21 protein-coding genes and 1 riboswitch are annotated in these 18928 nt (G+C 62.5%); of the genes, 8 read left to right on the top strand and 13 right to left on the bottom strand.

Annotated elements, in window-relative coordinates; translation table 11 throughout:
* Positions 1-3: 3 nt before the first annotated feature.
* The 5 genes from AC6IZO_RS07280 to AC6IZO_RS07260 all read right to left on the bottom strand — a co-directional run bounded on the left by AC6IZO_RS07280 (position 4) and on the right by AC6IZO_RS07260 (position 3468).
* Entirely contained in the window at positions 4-171 is a 168-nt protein-coding gene (locus tag AC6IZO_RS07280; RefSeq protein WP_497809475.1) for a hypothetical protein, read from the bottom strand.
* 133 nt (positions 172-304) lie between these two features.
* Positions 305-2035, bottom strand: a complete 1731-nt coding sequence (locus tag AC6IZO_RS07275; RefSeq protein WP_497809473.1) for a methyl-accepting chemotaxis protein — start codon at positions 2033-2035, stop codon at positions 305-307.
* A 176-nt stretch (positions 2036-2211) separates the two neighbouring features.
* Complete coding sequence (locus AC6IZO_RS07270) at positions 2212-2379, bottom strand: hypothetical protein (RefSeq protein WP_497809471.1); 168 nt, start codon at positions 2377-2379, stop codon at positions 2212-2214.
* Positions 2380-2565: 186 nt separating this feature from the next.
* Positions 2566-2907: a carboxymuconolactone decarboxylase family protein gene (locus tag AC6IZO_RS07265; RefSeq protein ID WP_497809469.1), complete on the bottom strand. Its 342-nt coding sequence runs from the start codon at positions 2905-2907 to the stop codon at positions 2566-2568.
* Positions 2908-3000: 93 nt separating this feature from the next.
* Positions 3001-3468 carry a pyridoxamine 5'-phosphate oxidase family protein gene (locus AC6IZO_RS07260; protein ID WP_497809467.1) on the bottom strand — a complete coding sequence of 156 codons (468 nt, stop codon included), beginning with the start codon at positions 3466-3468 and terminating at the stop codon, positions 3001-3003.
* Between the two features lie 92 nt (positions 3469-3560).
* On the opposite strand from AC6IZO_RS07260, the gene AC6IZO_RS07255 reads away from it, so the two are divergent.
* The 3 genes from AC6IZO_RS07255 (at position 3561) to AC6IZO_RS07245 (ending at position 6501) form a co-directional block, all read left to right on the top strand.
* Positions 3561-3782 (top strand): DUF2188 domain-containing protein, encoded by a 222-nt coding sequence (locus AC6IZO_RS07255; RefSeq protein ID WP_497809465.1) that lies wholly within the window; start codon positions 3561-3563, stop codon positions 3780-3782.
* A 184-nt stretch (positions 3783-3966) separates the two neighbouring features.
* The gene (gene ftcD / locus AC6IZO_RS07250) at positions 3967-5448 is read left to right on the top strand and encodes a glutamate formimidoyltransferase (RefSeq protein WP_497809463.1); all 1482 of its coding nucleotides are present in this window, start codon (positions 3967-3969) and stop codon (positions 5446-5448) included.
* Between the two features lie 105 nt (positions 5449-5553).
* Positions 5554-6501 (top strand): hypothetical protein, encoded by a 948-nt coding sequence (locus AC6IZO_RS07245; RefSeq protein ID WP_497809461.1) that lies wholly within the window; start codon positions 5554-5556, stop codon positions 6499-6501.
* A 72-nt stretch (positions 6502-6573) separates the two neighbouring features.
* Here AC6IZO_RS07245 and AC6IZO_RS07240 read toward each other — a convergent pair whose 3' ends face one another.
* From AC6IZO_RS07240 to AC6IZO_RS07220, 5 genes are all read right to left on the bottom strand, one after another.
* Complete coding sequence (locus AC6IZO_RS07240; protein ID WP_497809459.1) at positions 6574-6876, bottom strand: ArsR/SmtB family transcription factor; 303 nt, start codon at positions 6874-6876, stop codon at positions 6574-6576.
* A gap of 178 nt (positions 6877-7054) precedes the next feature.
* Entirely contained in the window at positions 7055-7711 is a 657-nt protein-coding gene (locus AC6IZO_RS07235; protein ID WP_497809457.1) for an SPOR domain-containing protein, read from the bottom strand.
* Positions 7712-7756: 45 nt separating this feature from the next.
* Complete coding sequence (locus AC6IZO_RS07230) at positions 7757-8557, bottom strand: slipin family protein (RefSeq protein WP_497809455.1); 801 nt, start codon at positions 8555-8557, stop codon at positions 7757-7759.
* Between the two features lie 80 nt (positions 8558-8637).
* A complete protein-coding gene (locus AC6IZO_RS07225) occupies positions 8638-9939 on the bottom strand; it encodes an NfeD family protein (RefSeq protein WP_497809453.1) in 1302 nt (433 codons plus the stop codon).
* 9 nt (positions 9940-9948) lie between these two features.
* Complete coding sequence (locus AC6IZO_RS07220) at positions 9949-11601, bottom strand: tetratricopeptide repeat protein (RefSeq protein WP_497809451.1); 1653 nt, start codon at positions 11599-11601, stop codon at positions 9949-9951.
* A 177-nt stretch (positions 11602-11778) separates the two neighbouring features.
* A riboswitch (Fluoride riboswitch) is annotated at positions 11779-11844 on the top strand.
* Positions 11845-11863: 19 nt separating this feature from the next.
* On the opposite strand from AC6IZO_RS07220, the gene crcB reads away from it, so the two are divergent.
* The 5 genes from crcB to AC6IZO_RS07195 all read left to right on the top strand — a co-directional run bounded on the left by crcB (position 11864) and on the right by AC6IZO_RS07195 (position 15089).
* Positions 11864-12238: a fluoride efflux transporter CrcB gene (gene crcB, locus AC6IZO_RS07215; RefSeq protein WP_497809449.1), complete on the top strand. Its 375-nt coding sequence runs from the start codon at positions 11864-11866 to the stop codon at positions 12236-12238.
* Between the two features lie 87 nt (positions 12239-12325).
* A complete protein-coding gene (locus AC6IZO_RS07210) occupies positions 12326-12643 on the top strand; it encodes a DUF190 domain-containing protein (RefSeq protein WP_497809447.1) in 318 nt (105 codons plus the stop codon).
* 131 nt (positions 12644-12774) lie between these two features.
* Positions 12775-13434 (top strand): urease accessory protein UreH domain-containing protein, encoded by a 660-nt coding sequence (locus tag AC6IZO_RS07205; RefSeq protein ID WP_497809445.1) that lies wholly within the window; start codon positions 12775-12777, stop codon positions 13432-13434.
* Positions 13427-14593 carry a 4Fe-4S binding protein gene (locus AC6IZO_RS07200; protein WP_497809444.1) on the top strand — a complete coding sequence of 389 codons (1167 nt, stop codon included), beginning with the start codon at positions 13427-13429 and terminating at the stop codon, positions 14591-14593. The genes AC6IZO_RS07205 and AC6IZO_RS07200 overlap by 8 nt, the downstream gene beginning before the upstream one ends.
* Before the next feature lie 7 nt (positions 14594-14600).
* Positions 14601-15089 (top strand): hypothetical protein, encoded by a 489-nt coding sequence (locus tag AC6IZO_RS07195; protein ID WP_497809442.1) that lies wholly within the window; start codon positions 14601-14603, stop codon positions 15087-15089.
* Positions 15090-16508: 1419 nt separating this feature from the next.
* Here AC6IZO_RS07195 and AC6IZO_RS07190 read toward each other — a convergent pair.
* From AC6IZO_RS07190 to AC6IZO_RS07180, 3 genes are all read right to left on the bottom strand, one after another.
* Positions 16509-17000 carry a single-stranded DNA-binding protein gene (locus tag AC6IZO_RS07190; RefSeq protein WP_497809440.1) on the bottom strand — a complete coding sequence of 164 codons (492 nt, stop codon included), beginning with the start codon at positions 16998-17000 and terminating at the stop codon, positions 16509-16511.
* A 104-nt stretch (positions 17001-17104) separates the two neighbouring features.
* Complete coding sequence (locus AC6IZO_RS07185; RefSeq protein ID WP_497809438.1) at positions 17105-18073, bottom strand: SpoIID/LytB domain-containing protein; 969 nt, start codon at positions 18071-18073, stop codon at positions 17105-17107.
* The gene (locus tag AC6IZO_RS07180) at positions 18070-18927 is read right to left on the bottom strand and encodes a penicillin-binding transpeptidase domain-containing protein (protein ID WP_497809436.1); all 858 of its coding nucleotides are present in this window, start codon (positions 18925-18927) and stop codon (positions 18070-18072) included. Before AC6IZO_RS07180 ends, AC6IZO_RS07185 begins: the two co-directional genes overlap by 4 nt.
* Between the last annotated feature and the right edge of the window lies 1 nt (position 18928).

Below are 18928 nucleotides of genomic sequence, written 5' to 3'. Positions count from 1 at the left end.
AAACTACTTGCTGTCGCCGTCGTGATCGGCGTCGCCGCTTTGCGTGCTGCTCAGCGTCACGCGGTCCTGCACGTCATAGGACGAGGACTTCTGCGTCTGCTGTGAGGACTGCGCCTGGCTCTGCGCGACGGGCTGGAACTGCGTGTAGCTGCTGACGGGGTTGATGGTCATGTTGCCTCCTCGTGTCTACCGAATCAATCGGCAGCTTCTTCCTTCAGGTTGAGAACAGATTTTTCTAATCGAAAAGAAAAACGCCCCACGCGGACTTCCTGAGCGCGTGGGGCAGTGCTTTGCCAGGCTTGCGTTACTGAACCTGGGTGGAAGCGTAAGCGTTGAACGTATCGCGTCCGTGAGAGAGAGCCGGATGGTTGCTGACGGCGTTGTGCGCGCGGTGGCGCTGGCCGTCGCCGATGTTGAAGCCGCTGACGAGGTCCTGCAGGTTGAGAGCCAGCGAGGACAGCTTGTTGCAAGCCTCGGCGGTCTCCGTGGCGTTCTGTGAGGACTGTGCCGTCATCTGCGCAATGGTGGAGACGCTGTTGTTGACGGTCTCAGCCGTGGCGCTCTGTTCGGTGGCGGCGGTGGCAATCTGCGCCACCATGTCGCCCACGCGGGTAGCCATCTCGATGATCTCGTCGAGCGCCTTGCCGGAGCCTTCGGTCTTGCTCACGCCCTGCTCGATCTCGCGGGTGCCGCTCTGCATGGCGTTGACGGCCTCGCGGGCTTCCTTCTGGATGCTCTCGATCATGCCGGCAATTTCCTTGGTGGCGGAGGCGGTGCGCTCGGCGAGCTTGCGCACCTCGTCGGCCACCACGGCGAAGCCGCGGCCCTGTTCTCCGGCGCGGGCGGCCTCAATGGCGGCGTTGAGGGCGAGCAGGTTGGTCTGGTCGGCGATGTCATCAATGACGGCGGCGATGGCGCCGATGCGTTCGCTGCTCTTGCCCAGTTCGTTGATGCGCGCGCCAACGTCGGTGCTGGAGGTGGCAATGGAGCGCATGGTGAGCACGGTTTCGCGAACGATCTTGCCGCCTTCCTGCGCGGTGCTGGCGGCACCACGGGCGGTTTCCGCCGCGCGCTGCGAGTTGTTGCCAACGTCGACGACGGTGGCGGACATCTCATGCATGGCGGTGGCGACCTGCGCCGTCTGGTCGGACTGCTGGTGCGCTGCCTCCGACGACTGCTGCGTGATGCCGGCAATGTTGCTGGCCGAGTTGGCCAACTGCTCGGCGCCGGTGGTGATCTGGCCGATGACGTCGCGCATGGTGCGCACCGTGGTGTTGAGTGAGACGGCCATCTCACCGACTTCGTCGGAGGAATTTACGTTCAGGTTCTGCGTCAGGTCTTTTTCAGAGACGCGCTTGAGCACCGCCGAGGCCTCAACCAGAGGCAGCGCGATGAGCTTGGTGAGCAGCATGGTGGCGAAGACGCCGACGCAGAGCGTAATGACCACGGCGATGCTGATAAACGTGGCCGCGCGTTCGCTGGTGGCAATGGCATCGGCCGTCGCCTTGTCCGCACCCTTGTTGTACATGGCGATGACTTCATCGCCGGTGCTGTAGGCGCGGTCGTAGGTTTCCTTGGCGCGCAGCAGGGCTGCCTGTACGGCATCGCCGCCGGCACCGCTCTGGGAGACGCGCAACGCGGCTTCGGCCGCCTGCGTATAGTCCTTCACCAGGTCATTCAGGTGAGAGAGAAGGTCCTTCTCCTCGGTGGTGGTCAGCAGCTTCTGGTATTGCTCAAAGCCGGCTCCCAGGCGCGACTTGGCTTCGTTGTAACGGGCTTCCTGCTGCTGCTTGCAGTCGACCGTTTGGCAGCTGATGGAGCTGAGGACGGCGCGCTCCATGACGGAGTGCTGGCTGTGCATGGCGTCGAGCGTGCGGACGCCGGGCAGCCATTTGTCGTGAATCTGGACGGTTGCCTGTTTCACGCTCGACTGCATCACCAGCCCAACGCCGCCGATGCCGGCGGCCAGCGCGCACAGAATGCCAAAGAACAACATCAACTTCTTACGGATGCTCAGGTCACGGAGGAATTGCATAATGGGGGAACCTCTCTCAAAAGTTGGCCTGCTTTCCTCAACGGCAAAAGCGCTCCGGGCATGAGCACCTTTGGGGATGTAGCGGAAATAAGACAGGCGGTCGTCCCGAATCGGGCAGCACCGGCAAAGCTCCGGCGCAATTTGCGTCACAGCGGGCGCGTTGCCCGGCGGTCTCTCTATTCCGCTTCGGCGGAGAGCCCGGCCTTGGTGTTGCACGTCAACGTCACGCGGTCCACTACAGAGGTGACCGTGGCGAGCTGCGGCAACGGCTCCGGCTGCGGAGCCTGCGGCTCAACCTGCGCGATGGGCGGAATCATGGGGAAGCTGCCAACAGGATTGATCATTGTTCCTCTGCCTCGTCCGGCAGCCTGATGAACGGATGGACAGGGACGTGAGTTCATGAACTTTCTCTAAGAGGCGCACGAGGAGCATTGCGGAAGGCTGCGGCGAAGCGGCGTGAGGTGCAAGGGAGAACGGCTCCCGCGGGTAGCGTGCCCGCGCGGGAGCCGGATTGGTTATGCGGAGAGCGGCTACTTCTTCGCTTCGCCCGCCTGGTCAAAGAGCTTGACGGCCAGCGCACCGTGGGTGACGGCGGCACCGGCACGCAGTGCGGCGGCCAGCATGGAGGCTTCGGCCACCTCTTCGCGCGTGGCACCGGCGCGGCGCGCGGCGCGGGTGTGCACATCCAGGCAATACGGACACTGCGTGGTGCAGGCCACGGCCAGCGCAATCAGCTCGCGATACTTGCGCGGAATGGCGCCATCGTCGCGGCCCACAATCTTGTCAAAGCCCACAAAGGCCGCAAACTCCGTCGGCGCCAGTTGCTTGAACTCACCCAGAATCTTCAGGTCGTCGGAATCGTGATAGTGCATTGTGCCCTCCTCACAGGACCGGCTATTAGAGCACAGAAGCCGAAAATTCAGCAGAGGGATTTGCGGAGATGAATGCGCGCAGCAGTGCGCTGCCTACCGGCGGGCCTTGCCAGTCAGGCTTGCGATGGAGAGGGCGAAGACGCGCGTCTTGGGCTCGGCGGCGGCAATGTAAGCATCACCTTCGGCGAGAAACCCGGAGGAATATTTTTCGATGAGCCAGCGCAGGGCCAGCCGCTTCTCGTCGCCCGCCAGCTCGCGCACCGTGCCTTCAACGATGGCGCTCTCGTAGCGGGTGGAAAACTTTGCGGGCAGCACCTCGGTGCGGCCCACCACGCAGAAGCTGGCGCGCGCGTGCTCGGCAAGGCATTCAAGCTTGCGGCCCTCGGGCGCGCAGTGGAAGACCAGTTGCTCCTCGTGGAAGGCGAAGCTGACGGGCACGCCGTAAGGCTCACCGTCCGCGCCCACAACACTGAGCACGCCGTACTCGGCGCGCGCGAGCAGCTCGCGGGCTTCGGCATCGCTGATCTGGCGGTCACTGCGGCGCATCGGGCGGGTAGGCATGGGGACATTGTAGCCGGGAATAGTGAGCAGGAAATTTTCCTCTTGACTTTCGCTTATTGTTCGCTTATTGGTTCAGGCGGAGGTGAAATCAAATGCCAAAAGGTGTCCACATAGTTCCTCGGGAAGATGTTTGGGCAGTTAGGCGGGAGAATGCAGAGCGCGACTCCTCTCACCACCCAACGCAAGCTGAGGCAATTAATGCTGGAAGGGAAACGGCTCGCCGTGAGAAGTCCGAACTATACATTCACGGTGAAGACGGGAAGATCCGTGACAGAGATAGCTACGGAAATGATCCTTATCCTCCACGTGGGTAGGAGGCAAGCGGCCGCAACATTGGCCATCGCTAATTTCTTACGTTGAAACGAAGATGGCCAATTTGCTTGCGGATCGATAGTGTTGGTGATGTTTTGAGTGTCTCGACTAACCACGACTTGCCGCATACGAGAAACAGAACAGGCATATTGCTCTGAATTGTGCCGCAGATTATCCTTCCTCCGTATGCCCGTACTGATTGAATGCGTGCCGAACTTCTCTGAGGGGCGCGACAAGGCGAAGGTGGATGCCATTGTCGAGGCCATGAAGCGTGAGGGCGTTTACCTGCTCGACCGCGAGATGGATGCCGACCACAACCGCTGCGTCATCACCTTGGTGGGCGACCGCGAGCCATTGAAGGAGGCCGTGCTGGCCGGCATTGGCAAGGCCGCCGAGCTGATCGACCTGAACCAGCACACGGGCGCGCATCCCCGGCTGGGCGCCACCGACGTGGTGCCGTTCATCCCAATTGACGGCGTCACGCTCGAAGACTGCGTGCAACTCTCGCGTGAGGTGGGCGAGGAGATCTGGAAGCGCTTCCAGATTCCGGTCTACTTCTACGAGGCGGCGGCGCGCACGCCTGAGCGCACCAACCTGGAGAGCATACGGCGCGGACAGTTTGAAGGCATTCGCGCGGAGATTGCCACGGTGCCAGCGCGCAAGCCCGATGTGGGCGAGCCGCGTGTGCATCCGACGGCGGGCGCCGTGGTGGTGGGCGCGCGCAAGTTCCTGGTGGCCTACAACGTCTACCTGAACACTCCCGACGTGAGCGTGGCCAAGAAGATTGGCAAGGCTGTGCGCTTCAGCAACGGCGGCCTGCGCTACGTGAAGGGCATGGGCGTGGAGGTGCGCGGGCTGGCGCAGGTTTCCATGAACCTGACCGACACGGACCAGACGCCGATTGCGCGCGTCTTTGAGTTTGTGAAGCGCGAGGCGGCCCGCTACGGCGTGATGCCGCTCGCGAGCGAGATCATCGGGCTGATTCCGAAGAAGGCGCTGGAGGATGCCGCCGAGTGGTTCCTGCAGGTGGAGAACTTTGACTCATCGCTGATTCTGGAGAACCGGCTGGCGGCCGTGATGAGCGGCAAGAGTGCCGTAGGCGGGCTGCGCGCGGGCGTAGAGCCGTTTCTGGAGCAGTTGGCGGCACCGACGGCGGCACCCGGTGGCGGAAGCGCCTCGGCGGCCGCAGGAGCCATGGCGGCCTCGCTGGCGACGATGGTGGCCGGGATGTCGAGGGGGAAAAAGGCCTACCTGCAGTATGACGCGGAGCTTTCCGCTGCGCTGGCGCGGCTGAGCGTGCTGCGCGAGACGTTGAAGGCCGCGATTGACGAGGACACAGAGGCCTTCAAAGCCGTGATGGCCGCCTACAAGGCTGCCAAGACCACAGATGACGGCGGCGTAGGCGTGCGCGCGGCCATGAAGGGCGCCACGCTGGTACCGCTAAAGGTGGCCGAGGCTTCGGCCGAGGCGGGGAAGATTGCCGGGGCGCTGGCACCGATCACCAACCCCAATGCTGCCAGCGACCTAGCGGTGGCCGTGGGGCTGGCCAAGGCAGCCGTGGCGGGTGCGCTGGCCAACGTGGAAATCAATTTACGCTCACTCTCCGCGCCGGAAGACCATACGTTTGTGGAAGAGGTCCGTCTAAAGACAGAGAAGCTCTGGGACTAGCGGGACGCTGCGAAGCATCTGACGCTGACCGGCCCGGAGCGATGGCCGTAACGTGTGTTGCGGCAACGGGTTCGTGCAAATTCCGGCAGGAGCAATTCAGGTACAATGAACGGCATGAAGCGTCTGGTGCTTGCAGCTTGCATGGGGACATTGATGGCGGGGCAGGCCTTTGCGGCCGCCCTTGGGACCAACGCGCGCTCGGTGATTCCGGCGCAGGTACAACAGATTATTTCGGTCGACTACCGCTCGCTGAAGAACTCCGAGAGCGGCATGGCGCTGAAGAACCGCGTGATGCCGGAGAACCTGAAGCAGTTCGAGCAGGCGCTGAAGGCGATGAAGATCGATCCGGACCGCGAAATCAGTCAGCTGACGTTCGTGGCCTTCCGCGATTCGCGCAACATCGTTGAGACTATCGGCATTGCTCAGGGTGATTTTTCCGCCCGCGAGTTCATCCAGCGCATGAAAGCGAAGAAGATCCGAGGTGAGCGCTACCGCACCAGCGGCATCTATCCGACCGGCTCCGGCATGGTGATGAGCTTCCTGGACGACAACACGATGCTGTTCGGGAACCTGGGTTCGGTGAAGATGGCGTTGGATGCCCGCGACGGCGAAAGCCCGAGCGTGAACAGCAACAGCTCGGTCAGCGACCTCATCAGCGACGCCGACAGCGGCGCGGTGTGGAGCGTGCTCGACCAGACCGGAACGCAGAACATGATGCGCGGCGCGCTGGGCGACGCCAGCCGTCTGGCCGACTACGAGATGGTGAAGAAGCGCATGACCGGCTCGCGCTACTCGCTGGACTTCGCGCACGGAGTCAAGTTCACGCTGAGCGTGGCCACGGCGGACACGATGACGGCCGCGACGATGGCTTCGCTGATCAAGGCGGGCATGCTGTTCAAGCGCGTCAACGCCAGCACGGTGGAGAAGACGGCGATGGAAAACATCACGGTGGATTCCGACTCCGGGCGCTTGGTGCTGCGCTTTGAAGCCGATGATGCGAAGTTCAAGTCGCTGATGGGCAGCGAGCTGTTCGCGCAGACGTTACATCCGTAAAAGAGTTCCAAGGCAAATGAGAACGGCGGCCATGAGCCGCCGTCTTTCTTGGCTTGAATTCGGGGAAGGAAGCTAGAGAGCTTCCTTCAGTTCGCGGCGCAATTCGCGCAGTGCCGCTTCGGAGCGGTGATAGCTGACCCAGGTACCGAACTTGCGGGTTTCCACCAGCCCGGCGGTCTTCAGGATCTTCATATGGTGCGAAATGGTTGGCTGGGCAAGCTTGATCTTCTGTTCCAAGTCGGTCGCGCACCAACCAGCAATGCCATCTCCGTTACGGCGGCGTACGTCGTCATTCAGCAGATGCAGAATCCTGCGGCGGGTCGGGTCGGCAATGGCACGAAGAGCCAAGCTCAGCTTGTCGTTGGCGGCTTTCATCTTCTCATCCTTCGCGCGAAAGGGAGTCGCGCATACATAGACTATCTTAAATACAAGACGGAGCGGCTAGAAAAAGGGTAGCGGAAAAATCCTAGGGTGGCACCAGATAAGCGAGGAATCGGGATTCTTGGCAGTTGGGCGTGGAGGAAGGCGGGCATCCGGCGGGATGCCCGGGTGCCTACTGCTGTTTCACGATCGGGTTATAGCCGTCGGCGACCAAGCGCGTCTTCATGCCGTCGGCATCTCTCTGGCTGGAGAAGGGGCCGACCTGTACGTGGAAGAAGCGGTCGTTGGCCGTCTGAGCGATCACTACGGGGTAGCGGCGGCGCTGGAGCGCTTCACGCAGGACCTCTGCGTCACCCTGCTTGCTGACAGCCGCAACCTGGACGACAAAGCCCGACGGCGGCGCCACGGTCACAGATTTGTGCTCGGTGGCAGCATGGGGGGCGGCGGCGTGCTGCGGCTCAGGCGTGGCAGGACGCACGGTTGCCTCACGCTGCGGAAGCTCGTTACTGGGAACGCTTGTGGGCTGTGAGGTCGGCTGGGAAGGTTGGGCCTGCTGGGAGCAATCCATGCCAGCGGGGCAGTCGGTGGTCGTCGGCTTGGCCGGGGCGATGGCTTGCCCGGCGACGGGCTTGGAGCCACCTGCTACCGGAGTGGCAGGCGCCTGCGTGCCATCCACCATCGAATTTGTGGAGGCCTTGGCAGAGCCTTTACCCATGGAATATCCGGCACCAAAGCAGAGCGCGCAGACCGCTACGACACCGAGAAAGATGCCGAGCAGCTTGCCTGCGCCGAGGGTGAATTCCTGATCCTGTTCTTTTTCGTCCAACATATGCCCGAGTGCGCGGCCTGCTCGGAAGAGCAGGCCCTCCGGTTATTATGCCTGTTTTTCGCCTTCGGGTTTTCCACCCTCGAGCGACTTGCTCTCGTTGTTAAGCAGCTTCTGGAGTCCGCCAAGGATGTCGATGGGGACAGGGAAGACAACGGTGGTGTTCTTTTCGACACCGATCTCCGTCAGCGTCTGGAGGTAGCGCAACTGTATGGAGGCCGGCTCGCTGGCAAGCAGCTTGGCCGCTTTCGCCAAGGATTCGGCGGCGTTGTTTTCGCCTTCGGCATGGATGATCTTGGCGCGCTTTTCGCGCTCGGCCTCGGCCTGCTTAGCCATAGCGCGCTGCATGCCTTCGGGCAGATCCACCTGCTTTACTTCCACATTGGTCACCTTCACGCCCCACGGCGAGGTGTGCGTATCAAGGATGGTCTGGAGGCGGAGGTTGATCTTGTCGCGATGCGCCAGCAACTCGTCCAGTTCAATTTCACCGAGCACGGAGCGCAGCGTGGTCAACGCGAACTGCTGCGTCTGGTACTGATAGTTGGTGACCTCGATGACGGCCTTGCGCGGGTCAATCACGCGCAGGAAGATGACGGCGTTGACCTTCAGGGTCACGTTGTCGCGGGTGATGATGTCCTGCGGCGGCACATCAAAGGCGATCTGGCGGAGGTCGACGCGGGCCATGCGGTCGATGGGAGCAAAGACCAGGATGATACCGGGACCCTTTGGTGTATCCAGCACGCGGCCAAGGCGGAAGATGACGCCGCGCTCGTATTCATTGAGCACTTTGATGCTACTGAGCAGGTAGAGAACGATGATGACAATGACAACGGCGGTGACGGGAAACACGATAAGCCTCCGCAAAATCTTGGTTTGACGCTCGCGCGGATTCTATCGCGCTGCGAGCGGGTTGCATAGTTGCAAGGCAGCTACTTGGGCGAAGCGGTTCGCGCCGGTTCCACTTCCAGCACCAATCCATCCACCTTGCAGACGGTGACAGACGCCCCGACGGGAACGACCGTGGCGGCGATGGCGTCCCACAACTCGCCATGGACGAAGACCTTGCCCGCAGGGGCCAACTCGGTCTGCGCGGTGCCAACTTCGCCCACCAGCCCCTCGGCGCCGGTGGTTGCCTTGTTGCGCCGGGCTTTGAGGGCAATGGCCATCAGGAAGGTGGTGATCAGCCCGAGCGGAATGCTGACGGCAAGCGCGGTCCAGAGCTGCACACGCATCTCGGGGATCGGGCCGTCAACCAGCAGCAGGCCGCCAAGCGTAAGCGAGGCGATGCCGCCGATGGCGAGGATGCCGTGGGTGGCAAACTTGGCCTCCAGGGCAAAGAGCACGAAGGCCAGCGCAATGAGCGAGAGGGCTGCGAAGCGCGTAGGCAGCAGGTTGAGCGCAAAGACCGCCAGCAGGATGAAGATGGTGCCGATGACGCCGGGCACGATCGCACCGGGGTGGTTGAATTCCGCGTAAAGCGCGAGCGCGCCGATGGCGAGCAGCACGAAGGCAACGTTCGGATCGAGCATCCAGCCAAGGATGCGCTGGCGCAGCGTGAGCGGATATTCGGTGATGGCTTTGTTGGCCGTGTGCAAAACGGTTGTGCGGCCATCGAAGAAGACGATGTTGCGGCCGTCGAGCGAGCGCAGCAGGTCGGCTTCGTCCTTGGAGACAAGGTCGATGAGCTTGTTCTTGAGCGCGTCGTCATCGCTCCAGGAGACGGCTTTGCGCACGGCGGTCTCCGCCAGCTCCGCATTGCGGCCGCGCTTGCTGACGTAGGAGCGCAGGAAGGCCGAGAGGTCGTTTTCGACCTTGGCGCGCATGGTGTCATCCATCTTCTGCGCGCCGAGCACGGGGCTGGAAGCTCCCGTGTTTGTGCCGGGAGCCATCGCGGAAACGTCGGCGGCTTCCAACAGGAAGAAGCCTGCCGAGGCCGCGTGCGCGCCGCTGGGCGTGACATAGGCGATGACCGGAACCTTGCAGGCCAGCATACGGCTGACAATGCCGCGTGTGGAATCCACCAGGCCGCCGGGAGTGTTCAACTCCACCAGCACGGCGTCGGCGTGCTCCTGCTCGGCGCGGTCCAGCACGCGCGCAACGTATTCCTCGGTGATGGGGGTGATGGTGCCGTCGATCTTCAGACGCACGATCTGTGCCGACGCCGGCAGGCAGACCATTACCAGCATCAGCAGGGCAAACACGGCGCGAGACAGCCACAGAGTACGCTTCACAAACACCTCCTAGGGCGTTGCTTTTTGCGGCTCCTGCGAATCGGGGTCCTTGGCGCGGCGCTCCGCCAGGGCACGCTCCACCTCGCCAACCGCAGGGTTGGAGGGATCGAGCTGCGTGGCCTGATCAAGCAGGCTCTGCGCCGACGTCAACTTGCCATCCTGCACGTCGAGCATGGCCAGCACAAGCATGGCCTGCGGGTTGCGCTTGCCACGCATGGCCAGCTTGGCCTCGCTGCGTGCAGTAAAGTTCTGCTTGTGCAGCAGGGCGAGGCGGGCCAGTCCGGCGTGGGCCTCGGCGTTGCCGCTGTCACGCTGCACTGCCTCGCGGAATTCACGCGCGGCCTCGTCGAGCTGTCCGTCGGCAAGCATCTGCTGGCCACGGTGCGCATGATACGCCGCATGCTCGGCCGGGGGCAGGTTCGCCAATGATTGCTCGACGGCGTTGGCCAGTTCCAAGGTGAGCTGGCGGTAGGAGCTTTCGTCGTAATTGCGCTTCAGTCGCGGCAGCGGAATGCGCAGCGGCGAGGGCGCAGAGGGCGTTGCGCCGGGCATCGCCGACATGTTGGCCGCAGAGGCGTGCGCGCTCAGCGAGTCGAGGAAGACGCGGGCTTCGCTGTCGCCGGGATGGCGTGCCAGCAACTCGCGCAGGCTGCGCATGGCGGCGCCGTTGTCTCCCGCGTGCGCCTGGGCCGCAGCCACGTTGAAGCGGTAGTCGGCATCCTGCGGATCGGCCTTGGCGGCCTTTTCAAACAAAGAAAGAGCCTCACGGCTGTTGCGTCGCGCGGCCACAGCGCCGAGGTTGTTCGTCACTTCCGCCAGAGGAACATGCGACTCGGTGACCTTCAACGCTGCCTCGGCCTTTTCAAAATGTGCGAGTGAGTACTCGGCCAGCCCGAGTAGGAAGCTGGCCTCGCCAGCCACGGGATCATCCGGCGCAATGCGCGTCAGCGCCTGAGCGGCCTTGTCGTAATTGCGAGCGTTCAGGTACAGGCGACCGAGTTGAAGCCGAGCTTCCGAGTAGTCCGGATTGAGACGCACGGCTTCCTCAAAGCGCTGGAGCTTTTCCTGCTGCGTTACGGCGGCGACGCCGCGCATGTAGCTCTCAAAGGCGTCAATGCGTACGTTCGAGCTGCCGCGCAGGAAGTCCTGCTGGGTAAGACTGGTCTGCGGACGAATCGACTTGAGCACCTCGTAGGCAAGCGTGCTCTCAAGTTCCATCAGGCTAGCCAGCGGGCCGCTGGCGGTGAGCGGTTCGCCCAGGTGCAGGGCCTTCATGTCGAGCACCTGCGCTTCCACGCTAAACTGCTGGTCGTTGCGGCGGTAGCTGCCGAGCACGACGTAGTCGGCATCAAGCTGCTGCGCGATGGTGTAAAGCGTGGCGCGCGAAGCCCGCGTGTTGAACGGGATGCCCATGCGGTCGAAGGCGTAAATGCGGTCGTCGCGGCCGATGATGTAAAGGCCCGCGGAATCGGAAAGACGCTGGCCGATCAGCTCCGGAAAGGTCTCCTTGACCCACTCCAGCCCGGCATTGCGGGTCTGGTTCTCAAACGGCAGGATGAGGACGGTGTGCGTGCCGGGTTCGGCCTGCGCAAACGCCGCCGTGGCCGAGGCCACCAGCAGCGTGAGCGTGAGTGCAAGAGCGAGTTTCGCGATAAGTTTCAAAGCAAGCACATTATAGCTGTGCGGAGCATGGCCGCGCGCGGGGTGGCCATGCTCGTGTGATGCGTGTGGCGGCGTGTTCCTTATTCGGCAGCAGAAAGCTCTGCTGCCGAAGGGGCTGATCTTCACGGCGGGCTTGATTTTGGCGGCCCATGCGTCCGACAATGAAATGACCGGCTCCCCGCCGGAGGCGATGGAGTTCCGCCACAACCGCCCGCATGCCGGGCTGATGACTCCTACCGAAACTCGATAGGAGCGGTGTCTCTTGATTGCATATCTGTGGATCGCCCTGGGTGCGGTTGTCGGCGCCAGTGCGCGTTACGTCATCGCGCGCGCCGTCGCCAATTTTTCCACCTCGTCATTTCCGTTCGGCACGCTGCTCATCAACATTACGGGCAGCTTCATCCTCGGCTTGTTCATGGTTTGGAGCACGGAGCGCGCCATTGCCGATCCGAAGTGGCGCCTGATGATTGCCATCGGCTTCTGCGGCTCCTTCACAACATTCAGCAGCTACGCCTTCGAGAGTTTCTCGCTCTTTGAGCAGGGACATTTTGGGCTTTTCGCGGCGAATGTTCTGGCGAATAATGCTCTGTGCCTGGCCGGAGTGCTTGCAGGGGCAGTGCTGGCCAGGATGGCCTAGGCGCCAGTACGAGGCGGTGCATGCCGCTGCGTGCTTCGCTGTGCTGACGCGCGTGGCCGTGTGATCCCGGTGTTCGAGGAGAAGACCATGGCGGTCCAGGTGACGATGTATCTGCTGGAAGGCGACGAGTGGGAGCACAAGCCGTTACACCTTGAAATCCTGCGATACCTGCGCGAGGCAAACGTGGCCGGAGCCGCCTGCTTCCATGCCGTTGGCGGCTTCATGGGCCGCATGCGTGTCAAAACCGCTTCGCTGGTGGATGGCGGCGGCAGCCTGCCGATTATATTGACGTTTGTCGATCTGAATGAAAACGTGGACCGCGTTCTGCCGCGCCTGAAGGAGATGGCCTCGCACCGGCTGATTGTGTGCGAGAACGTCGTAGTCGAGCAGGGCAACCTCGACTAGCCCGGCAGCGGTTTTCACGAGCCTTTCATCCTCCGGACACCGGGCGACCCCCTATGCTGACAGGGGAACCCTGCGTGGACAGCGTGCGTATCACACACAGGGCGTGAGGGAGAAAGGGCAGGTTCCCGCCGATGAATGCGGGCGCGCTACTCACCGAAGCAGTTGTGCTGGGCGTGGCCTCCGGGCCGGCGTGCGTGGCCAGTTGCGGCCCCGTGCTGGTGCCCACGCTGATGGCCGAGCGCACGGGCTGGCGCTCGCATTTTCTCTATCTCACAACATTTCTGAGCACACGGCTCGTGGGCTATCTGGTGTTTGCCGTCGCGGCCGCCGGGGTTGGACAACTGGCTTCGCTGCAGATGGGGAGCCATGCCGTCCTCTACGGCGTGGTGCACATTGCGCTGGCCGTGACTCTGCTGCTCTACGCACGCAAGGTTGGCACGGCGTGTGAGGGCGCAACCTGCGCGGGCAACCGCTTGGTGACGCTCGGCGGAGAACGCCGCGGCGTTCCGGGCGCCGCGCTGCTTGGGCTGCTGACGGGGCTTAGCCTGTGTCCGCCGTTTCTGGCCGCAGGCGTGCGTGCCGCGCAACTTGGCAGTGTGGTTGGCGCGCTGCTGTTCTTCTTCGCTTTCTTTGTTGGAACGTCCGTCTGGTTCATTCCATTTGCAGGTTTTGGCTGCGTGCGTCGCAATGAGGCGGTTATCACCGTGGCGCGCATGGCCATGGTCCTCATCGCGATCTATTACCTCGTCGCGGGCAGCGCGCTGCTGCTCGGGAGACAACTCCATGGCTGATGCAATTTCCAAACGCGAGGCGACGCAAGCGCGAAGCGTGGGGCGCTCCCTGCTGCTGACGTTCCCGATGCTGCTGTGGGCGCTGCTGATGTGCACGCATGGCGTGCAGGGCGCGGGCCGCGCCATGCAGGTGGCATCGCTGGCGACCGCATTGTTCCTGGCGTTCTTGTTCTTTCAGATGATGCGCACGCGCGCCACCTATCGCTGGAGGCGCATCTTCTTCGTCTCGGTGGGCGTGCTGTTTCCCATCGGGTTCATCCATAACGTGCTGGCCATGCGCGGCACCATGGGCATCCCGATTGAGGAAATGATTGCGGGGCGCACGCCGTTCTGCTTCCTGCCGATCCCGATGCTGATTCTCCCGGCGGCGCTGTTCAAGACCGTGGTCTTTCCCGGCTCCATTCTGCCGAATGGCGGAATGTCAGGCGGAGGCATGGCCGCGATGGTGGCCCTGTGGCTGGCGCTGAGCCTGGTGGTCGGCAAGGGGTGGTGCAGCTACGCGTGCTTCTTCGGCGGCATTGAAGAGGGCATGGCCGCGCTGGCGCCCAAGCCGAAGATCAAGCAGATTGACCGTCGCTGGCGCTACGCGCCGTGGGCCGTGCTGCTGGCCATGTCTCTGCTGACGCTGGCGGTGTTCGACTCCGTCTACTGCATGTGGCTGTGCCCGTTCAAAGCCGTCTCCGAGTACGTGGAAGCGCGCAGCACCATCGGGCTGATCCAGAACGGAGTCTTCATCCTGCTGTTCGCCGCGCTGGTGCTGCTGCTGCCGTTGCTGACGAAGAAGCGCACGCAGTGTGCGTTCTTCTGCCCGTTCGGAGCCTTTCAATCGCTGTTTAACAAGATCAACATCTTCGACGTGAAGGTGGATACCGCGAAGTGCAAGCCCTGCAACCTGTGCGAGCGTGCCTGCCCCACGCTGGCCATCAACAAGGAGTCCGCCTCCGAAGGCCGCACGCTGATGAGCTGCATGAAGTGTGGCGCTTGTGTGGACGCCTGCCCGCGAGGCGCAGCCGTCTTCCACATCAAGGGCACGGAGATTAGCGTGAAGCCCGAGCGCGCGCGGCTGATGTTTCTCTATGCGGCGTGGGCCATGGCCGTCATGTTCGGCGGAAGCATCATCATTCAGGGCCTGAGCACGCTGCTGGGTGCGGTGCTGTAAGGAGGAGATGATGAAAGTAAAGAGCACACTCGGAGTCACGGCCGCCGCCGGCACCATCTGCCTTGCCGTTCTTGTGCCGTTTCTGCTGATGGGCACATTCAGTAAAGCCTTCGCCGGGCTTGGTCTGCACGTGGACGAAATGTACACGGGTGGCCCGAAGGTGCGCACCATCACCGCGGCAGGCTACACCATCGATGTGCACCGCAAGGTCTCTCCACACCTGTGGCAGAACGAAGGCTCATTCGTGCAACTCGATTGGCGCAGCGCGGAGAAGTTGCCTGCTCATGTTGCCGACGATGTGGATATTGACGGCGACGGACGCCCGGACGTGCACGTGGCGTTCGACGTGCCGCGCGACCCGAAGGCCCGCCTGAGCGCGGATGTGACATCGCTGAACCCGCAGTACGAAAGCGCCTCGGCGCTCGACCGGGGAAAGCTCTCGCGGCTCATCGTGCGCGTGGACGACGCCATCCTGGTGCGCGTGCCATTGAAGTGACGCTGTTGAAGCCGAGCACAGAGCCAGAAAAGCCGCCATTGCTGGCGGCTTTTCTGCTGAAACCTGATCTCGGAATTCTAGAGCGGTCGTGTTTATCCGCTCTATGTAAATAGGACGAAAGTCATTATTAACGCATGACTTCCCGTGGTGATGCTGTGGAACATGCAAGAAAACTAACTGATTCGCAACGCCTTGCTTACAAATCTAGCCTATCAACAAGACTCAGCCAAATAGAGCTGAACTCCTAAACGGGCAGCCAACTTCAATAACGGGCGTTTCTATTGTCGCTTACGCTTGGCTCGGAATAACGTCCAGATACTGCCGACCGTCAGCAGAAAGCCAAGTGCAACGGCCTGCCCCCAGCCTCGGCTGCCGATGAGGCCATGAGGCGGAAAATAGTAAGCTGCGGCAAGAACCAAAACACCGAGGACAAATGCGCTAATTCGTTGCTTCATGGCTGCGGCGGGTCGCTTCGTCATGCTGTTCCCAATCGAGATAATTCTCCAGAGGCCTAAGACAAGTCAAGCAGCTAAACGACTTGCGCATCTTCGCCGTAGAACTTCCTGCGGGGCAAGGAACCACATCCGTATACTGCCACGAATAACGCAAAGCCGAGCATGACAGCGATCGGTTGGCGCGGTCCCCGCGACCAAAAGAGGCCCGGCCTTTATGACCCAAGCATGAACGAGTACTGAGTGGATGGCTGATGACAACACTATCGAAATCCAGAACCTGATTCTTTTCCACAAGAAGCCGATAATCACCACGATCGTAACTGATGCCCATATCACATATGCAGCAGCTTCTTCCCCGTCCGGCGAGAAGCGATATTGCAACGGCAGATTCTTGTACGCGGATGAGAGTAGCCATATGCATAGAACGGCACAGAGAACGACTGCCCAATCCTGTGCCGATGATTGCCAACTGCGACCGCTCCCAACCACCTTGCGATGTCTTCTTTTCGACTCTTTTCGAATGCTACGCTGGACAATGCGCTGCTGATTCGTTACGTCGGAGTCGCGCAGTTGGCGCTTTTGCATCTCTGTGTCGAGAGCGACAGCAGCCTCGTCCCTGAGCGCCCCCCGATCAAAAGCTAGCTGCAGCAGTTCTTCGTCACTCAAGACGGCGTACTGAGTGGAGGAATCACTCACCATCAACAGCTCCCGAGTCCTAAGGTGGTTGACGCGAAGGGTTTATAAACCTCGGAGAAGCTGTGACAAGTTGATGCGGTGGTTGGAGACAGGCAAACTAGAGAGCTGCCGGTTTCAACCTCTGAGAGGTAGACCCGATTGACAACCGGAAGATCAGTCATTCCGATCAGGGGAGGGGCATGCTGTTGCCACAGGTTGTGGACATACATTTGCGTGTCAAAACAAAAAGGCCCACCCGCACGGGGTGAGCCTTAGCACTTGCTGAAAACTAGAAAGGGATGTCTTCGTCGGTGATCTCGGAGCCGCGCGCGGCAGAGGGGGCGGTATCGAAATCATTGTGCCCGCCGGCGGACTGGTCAAAGTCATTGCCGCCGCCACGCTGCTGGCGGCTGTAGCCGCCGCCTTCGCCGCTGCCGCCTTCGCGTCCGCCGCCCAGCAACACCAGGTCGCTGGCGTTGACGTAGGTGGAGTAGCGCTTCTGGCCGGTCTGCTTGTCTTCCCAGGAGTCGGTGCGCAGGGAGCCTTCAATGTAGACGCTGCGGCCCTTCTTCAGGTACTCGCCGGCGATCTCCGCCAGGCGCGCCCAGCAGGTGATGTTGTGCCACTCGGTGCGGTCCTGCCAGTTGCCGTCCTTGTCCTTGTAGCGGTCGGTGGTGGCAATGGAGAACTTCGCCACGGCGGTGCCTTGCGGCGTGTACTTCACCTCGGGGTCGCGGCCGAGATTTCCAATCAGAATGACCTTGTTGACGCTCTTAGCCATGGTGGCGTTCCTCTTCTCTGGATCGTGGTCCGGCGGTAATTCTCAATACAGCAAAGTATACCCTTTTTGCCGCTGTGGAAAGGCGGGGACGGGCGCAACCCCGCTCAGGGAGCGGGCGGGAGCGTTTGCTGGCGAAGCTCCGTGTTGGGGAAGTAGTGCAGCAGGATCTGGCGGAAACCGCTGCCCCGGGCGGCCATATCGGCGGCTCCCATCTGGCACAATCCGAGGCCGTGTCCGCCGGGAGAAGTCAGCGGGTGCGCTCCGGTGCCCGAGTAAGCCTTTACCCTTGGACCAATGGCTGCGGCAGTGGCGGCGTGTCGGCAGCGCGGGCACTCAACGCCAAAGTACGGGTAGCCCTCTGAACGCAGTCCGGCCTCGGCAAGCGTGCGCGTGCGTCCTCCGCAGGTGGCGGAGAACAGCGCGGGGAATGGTTGGCCCTGCCACGTGAGCACCAGCCCATGTGTTTCGTGCGTGGCGCGTGCGGCAGCGCTGGTCTCTGGAGGCGGCTGGCGCAGAAACTGGCAGTGCGTGGTGTCGCAGAACTCCGCGAAGGTATGACGCGGTGCGCCTGCCACGTAGAAGGAGCGCGAGACGATTGCCTGCGCCTTCAGCGCTTCCAGCGGCGCGTTCGGTGGGGCTTCGGCGGCGACCGCCGAGGCCACCGCTGTCTCCAGGCCCATTGTGACCACGGCACGCAGCTCTCGCGGTTCGGCGCGCAGGGTGAGCTGACCGCGATAGAGGCGTGTGAAGCGTCCGGGAATGCTGAGACGCAGATCGGCCTCGTCATGCTCGAGCGGGGAAAAGGTCACGGAATCGCAAATGATTGTGTGTTGCCGCAGTTGCAAGGCAAGTTGCGAGCCTTGGCGCTGCAAGCGTATATGCGCGCGATCGGTTGGGGCGAGCGCAAACTCCATGCCGCAGCCGGTCACGGAAAACGGCGCTGCGGAAGTGTTCTCCACCTCAAGCTGCGTTGGATGAAACAAGCCCACCACCGCAACGCGCACGCGCGGCTGCTGCGCGCATCCGGGGACCACACATGCGGCTAGCAGCACGAGTGCCCAACGGCGCTTCATGCACGTGGCTCCAGCAGTGAGATCATGCGACCGGCGGTCTCTGCGGCGTGCGAGCCGGTGGTGCCGTGTTCGCGTACCAGCAGCAGGTAGCGCGGAGCCTCCGCGGGCCAGGCCACCAGAACAAATCCGTCGCCCGGCGCATGAACGCTATGTGTGCACTGCGTCGTGCCGGTCTTGGCCAACAGGGAAGTACGCGCGCAGTTGCGACCGAGCGCCGAAGCCGTGCCGCTGCGCGCGCAGAGCGCCATGCCGTCGACCACATCCTCCACTCCTTTCTGATGGCGTCGCCGCAACAACTCCGCGTAGGCCTGCGCCAGCGCCTCGGGACGCTCGCGCCAGAGTCCTGAGCGTCCGGCGAGCGCTTCCGGGCTGGCATCGGGTGAAGGGCCGTCGAGGCCGAAGCGTTGCGCCACGGCGCGAACCTGCGCGGCCGTGGTCTGTGCGGCCAATTGCTCAAAGTAGGAGTTGCAGGACTGCGCGACCGCCTCGCGAATGGCGAGCCTGCCGTGTCCGCGCGGACGCCAGCAGGTGGCGGCACCAGTGCAGGTCTGTGGCGGATAGCGAAAGCCATGCTGCTCTGCGTAGGCCAGCGCCGTGAATGGCTTGACCAGCGAGCCAACCGGAAGCGATGCAGAGCGGTCTTCCCACTGTTCGGCAAGCAGTCGCCGGTGCTCAACGTCGTAGAGCAGGTAGGAGACCTCCGGCGACGTGAAATTGCGTGCCAGCACTGCCTTTGCCGTGCTGGCAAACAGCCTGTCGCGCTGGGCGCGCGCCATGCCGTGCGCCAACAGAAGCACAAGCAGAATGCCGGCACACCCCAGCAGTCCCGCGAACTCACGAAGCCGGTTCATCATG

This window comes from Oryzophilus luti, assembly GCF_059726245.1.
This window is presented reverse-complemented; position numbering and strand designations above follow the sequence as displayed.

Excerpts from the sequence above, each read along its gene's own strand:
- AC6IZO_RS07275 (WP_497809473.1), bottom strand. The coding sequence starts at position 2,035 with ATGCAATTCCTCCGTGACCTGAGCATCCGTAAGAAGTTGATGTTGTTC.
- AC6IZO_RS07235 (WP_497809457.1), bottom strand. The coding sequence starts at position 7,711 with ATGTTGGACGAAAAAGAACAGGATCAGGAATTCACCCTCGGCGCAGGC.
- AC6IZO_RS07260 (WP_497809467.1), bottom strand. The coding sequence starts at position 3,468 with ATGCCTACCCGCCCGATGCGCCGCAGTGACCGCCAGATCAGCGATGCC.
- AC6IZO_RS07185 (WP_497809438.1), bottom strand. The coding sequence starts at position 18,073 with ATGAAGCGCCGTTGGGCACTCGTGCTGCTAGCCGCATGTGTGGTCCCC.
- AC6IZO_RS07180 (WP_497809436.1), bottom strand. The coding sequence starts at position 18,927 with ATGATGAACCGGCTTCGTGAGTTCGCGGGACTGCTGGGGTGTGCCGGC.
- AC6IZO_RS07270 (WP_497809471.1), bottom strand. The coding sequence starts at position 2,379 with ATGATCAATCCTGTTGGCAGCTTCCCCATGATTCCGCCCATCGCGCAG.
- AC6IZO_RS07245 (WP_497809461.1), top strand. The coding sequence starts at position 5,554 with ATGAACGGCATGAAGCGTCTGGTGCTTGCAGCTTGCATGGGGACATTG.
- AC6IZO_RS07265 (WP_497809469.1), bottom strand. The coding sequence starts at position 2,907 with ATGCACTATCACGATTCCGACGACCTGAAGATTCTGGGTGAGTTCAAG.
- AC6IZO_RS07255 (WP_497809465.1), top strand. The coding sequence starts at position 3,561 with ATGCCAAAAGGTGTCCACATAGTTCCTCGGGAAGATGTTTGGGCAGTT.
- AC6IZO_RS07195 (WP_497809442.1), top strand. The coding sequence starts at position 14,601 with ATGATGAAAGTAAAGAGCACACTCGGAGTCACGGCCGCCGCCGGCACC.
- AC6IZO_RS07200 (WP_497809444.1), top strand. The coding sequence starts at position 13,427 with ATGGCTGATGCAATTTCCAAACGCGAGGCGACGCAAGCGCGAAGCGTG.
- AC6IZO_RS07280 (WP_497809475.1), bottom strand. The coding sequence starts at position 171 with ATGACCATCAACCCCGTCAGCAGCTACACGCAGTTCCAGCCCGTCGCG.
- AC6IZO_RS07240 (WP_497809459.1), bottom strand. The coding sequence starts at position 6,876 with ATGAAAGCCGCCAACGACAAGCTGAGCTTGGCTCTTCGTGCCATTGCC.
- AC6IZO_RS07210 (WP_497809447.1), top strand. The coding sequence starts at position 12,326 with ATGGCGGTCCAGGTGACGATGTATCTGCTGGAAGGCGACGAGTGGGAG.
- AC6IZO_RS07190 (WP_497809440.1), bottom strand. The coding sequence starts at position 17,000 with ATGGCTAAGAGCGTCAACAAGGTCATTCTGATTGGAAATCTCGGCCGC.
- AC6IZO_RS07205 (WP_497809445.1), top strand. The coding sequence starts at position 12,775 with ATGAATGCGGGCGCGCTACTCACCGAAGCAGTTGTGCTGGGCGTGGCC.
- ftcD (WP_497809463.1), top strand. The coding sequence starts at position 3,967 with ATGCCCGTACTGATTGAATGCGTGCCGAACTTCTCTGAGGGGCGCGAC.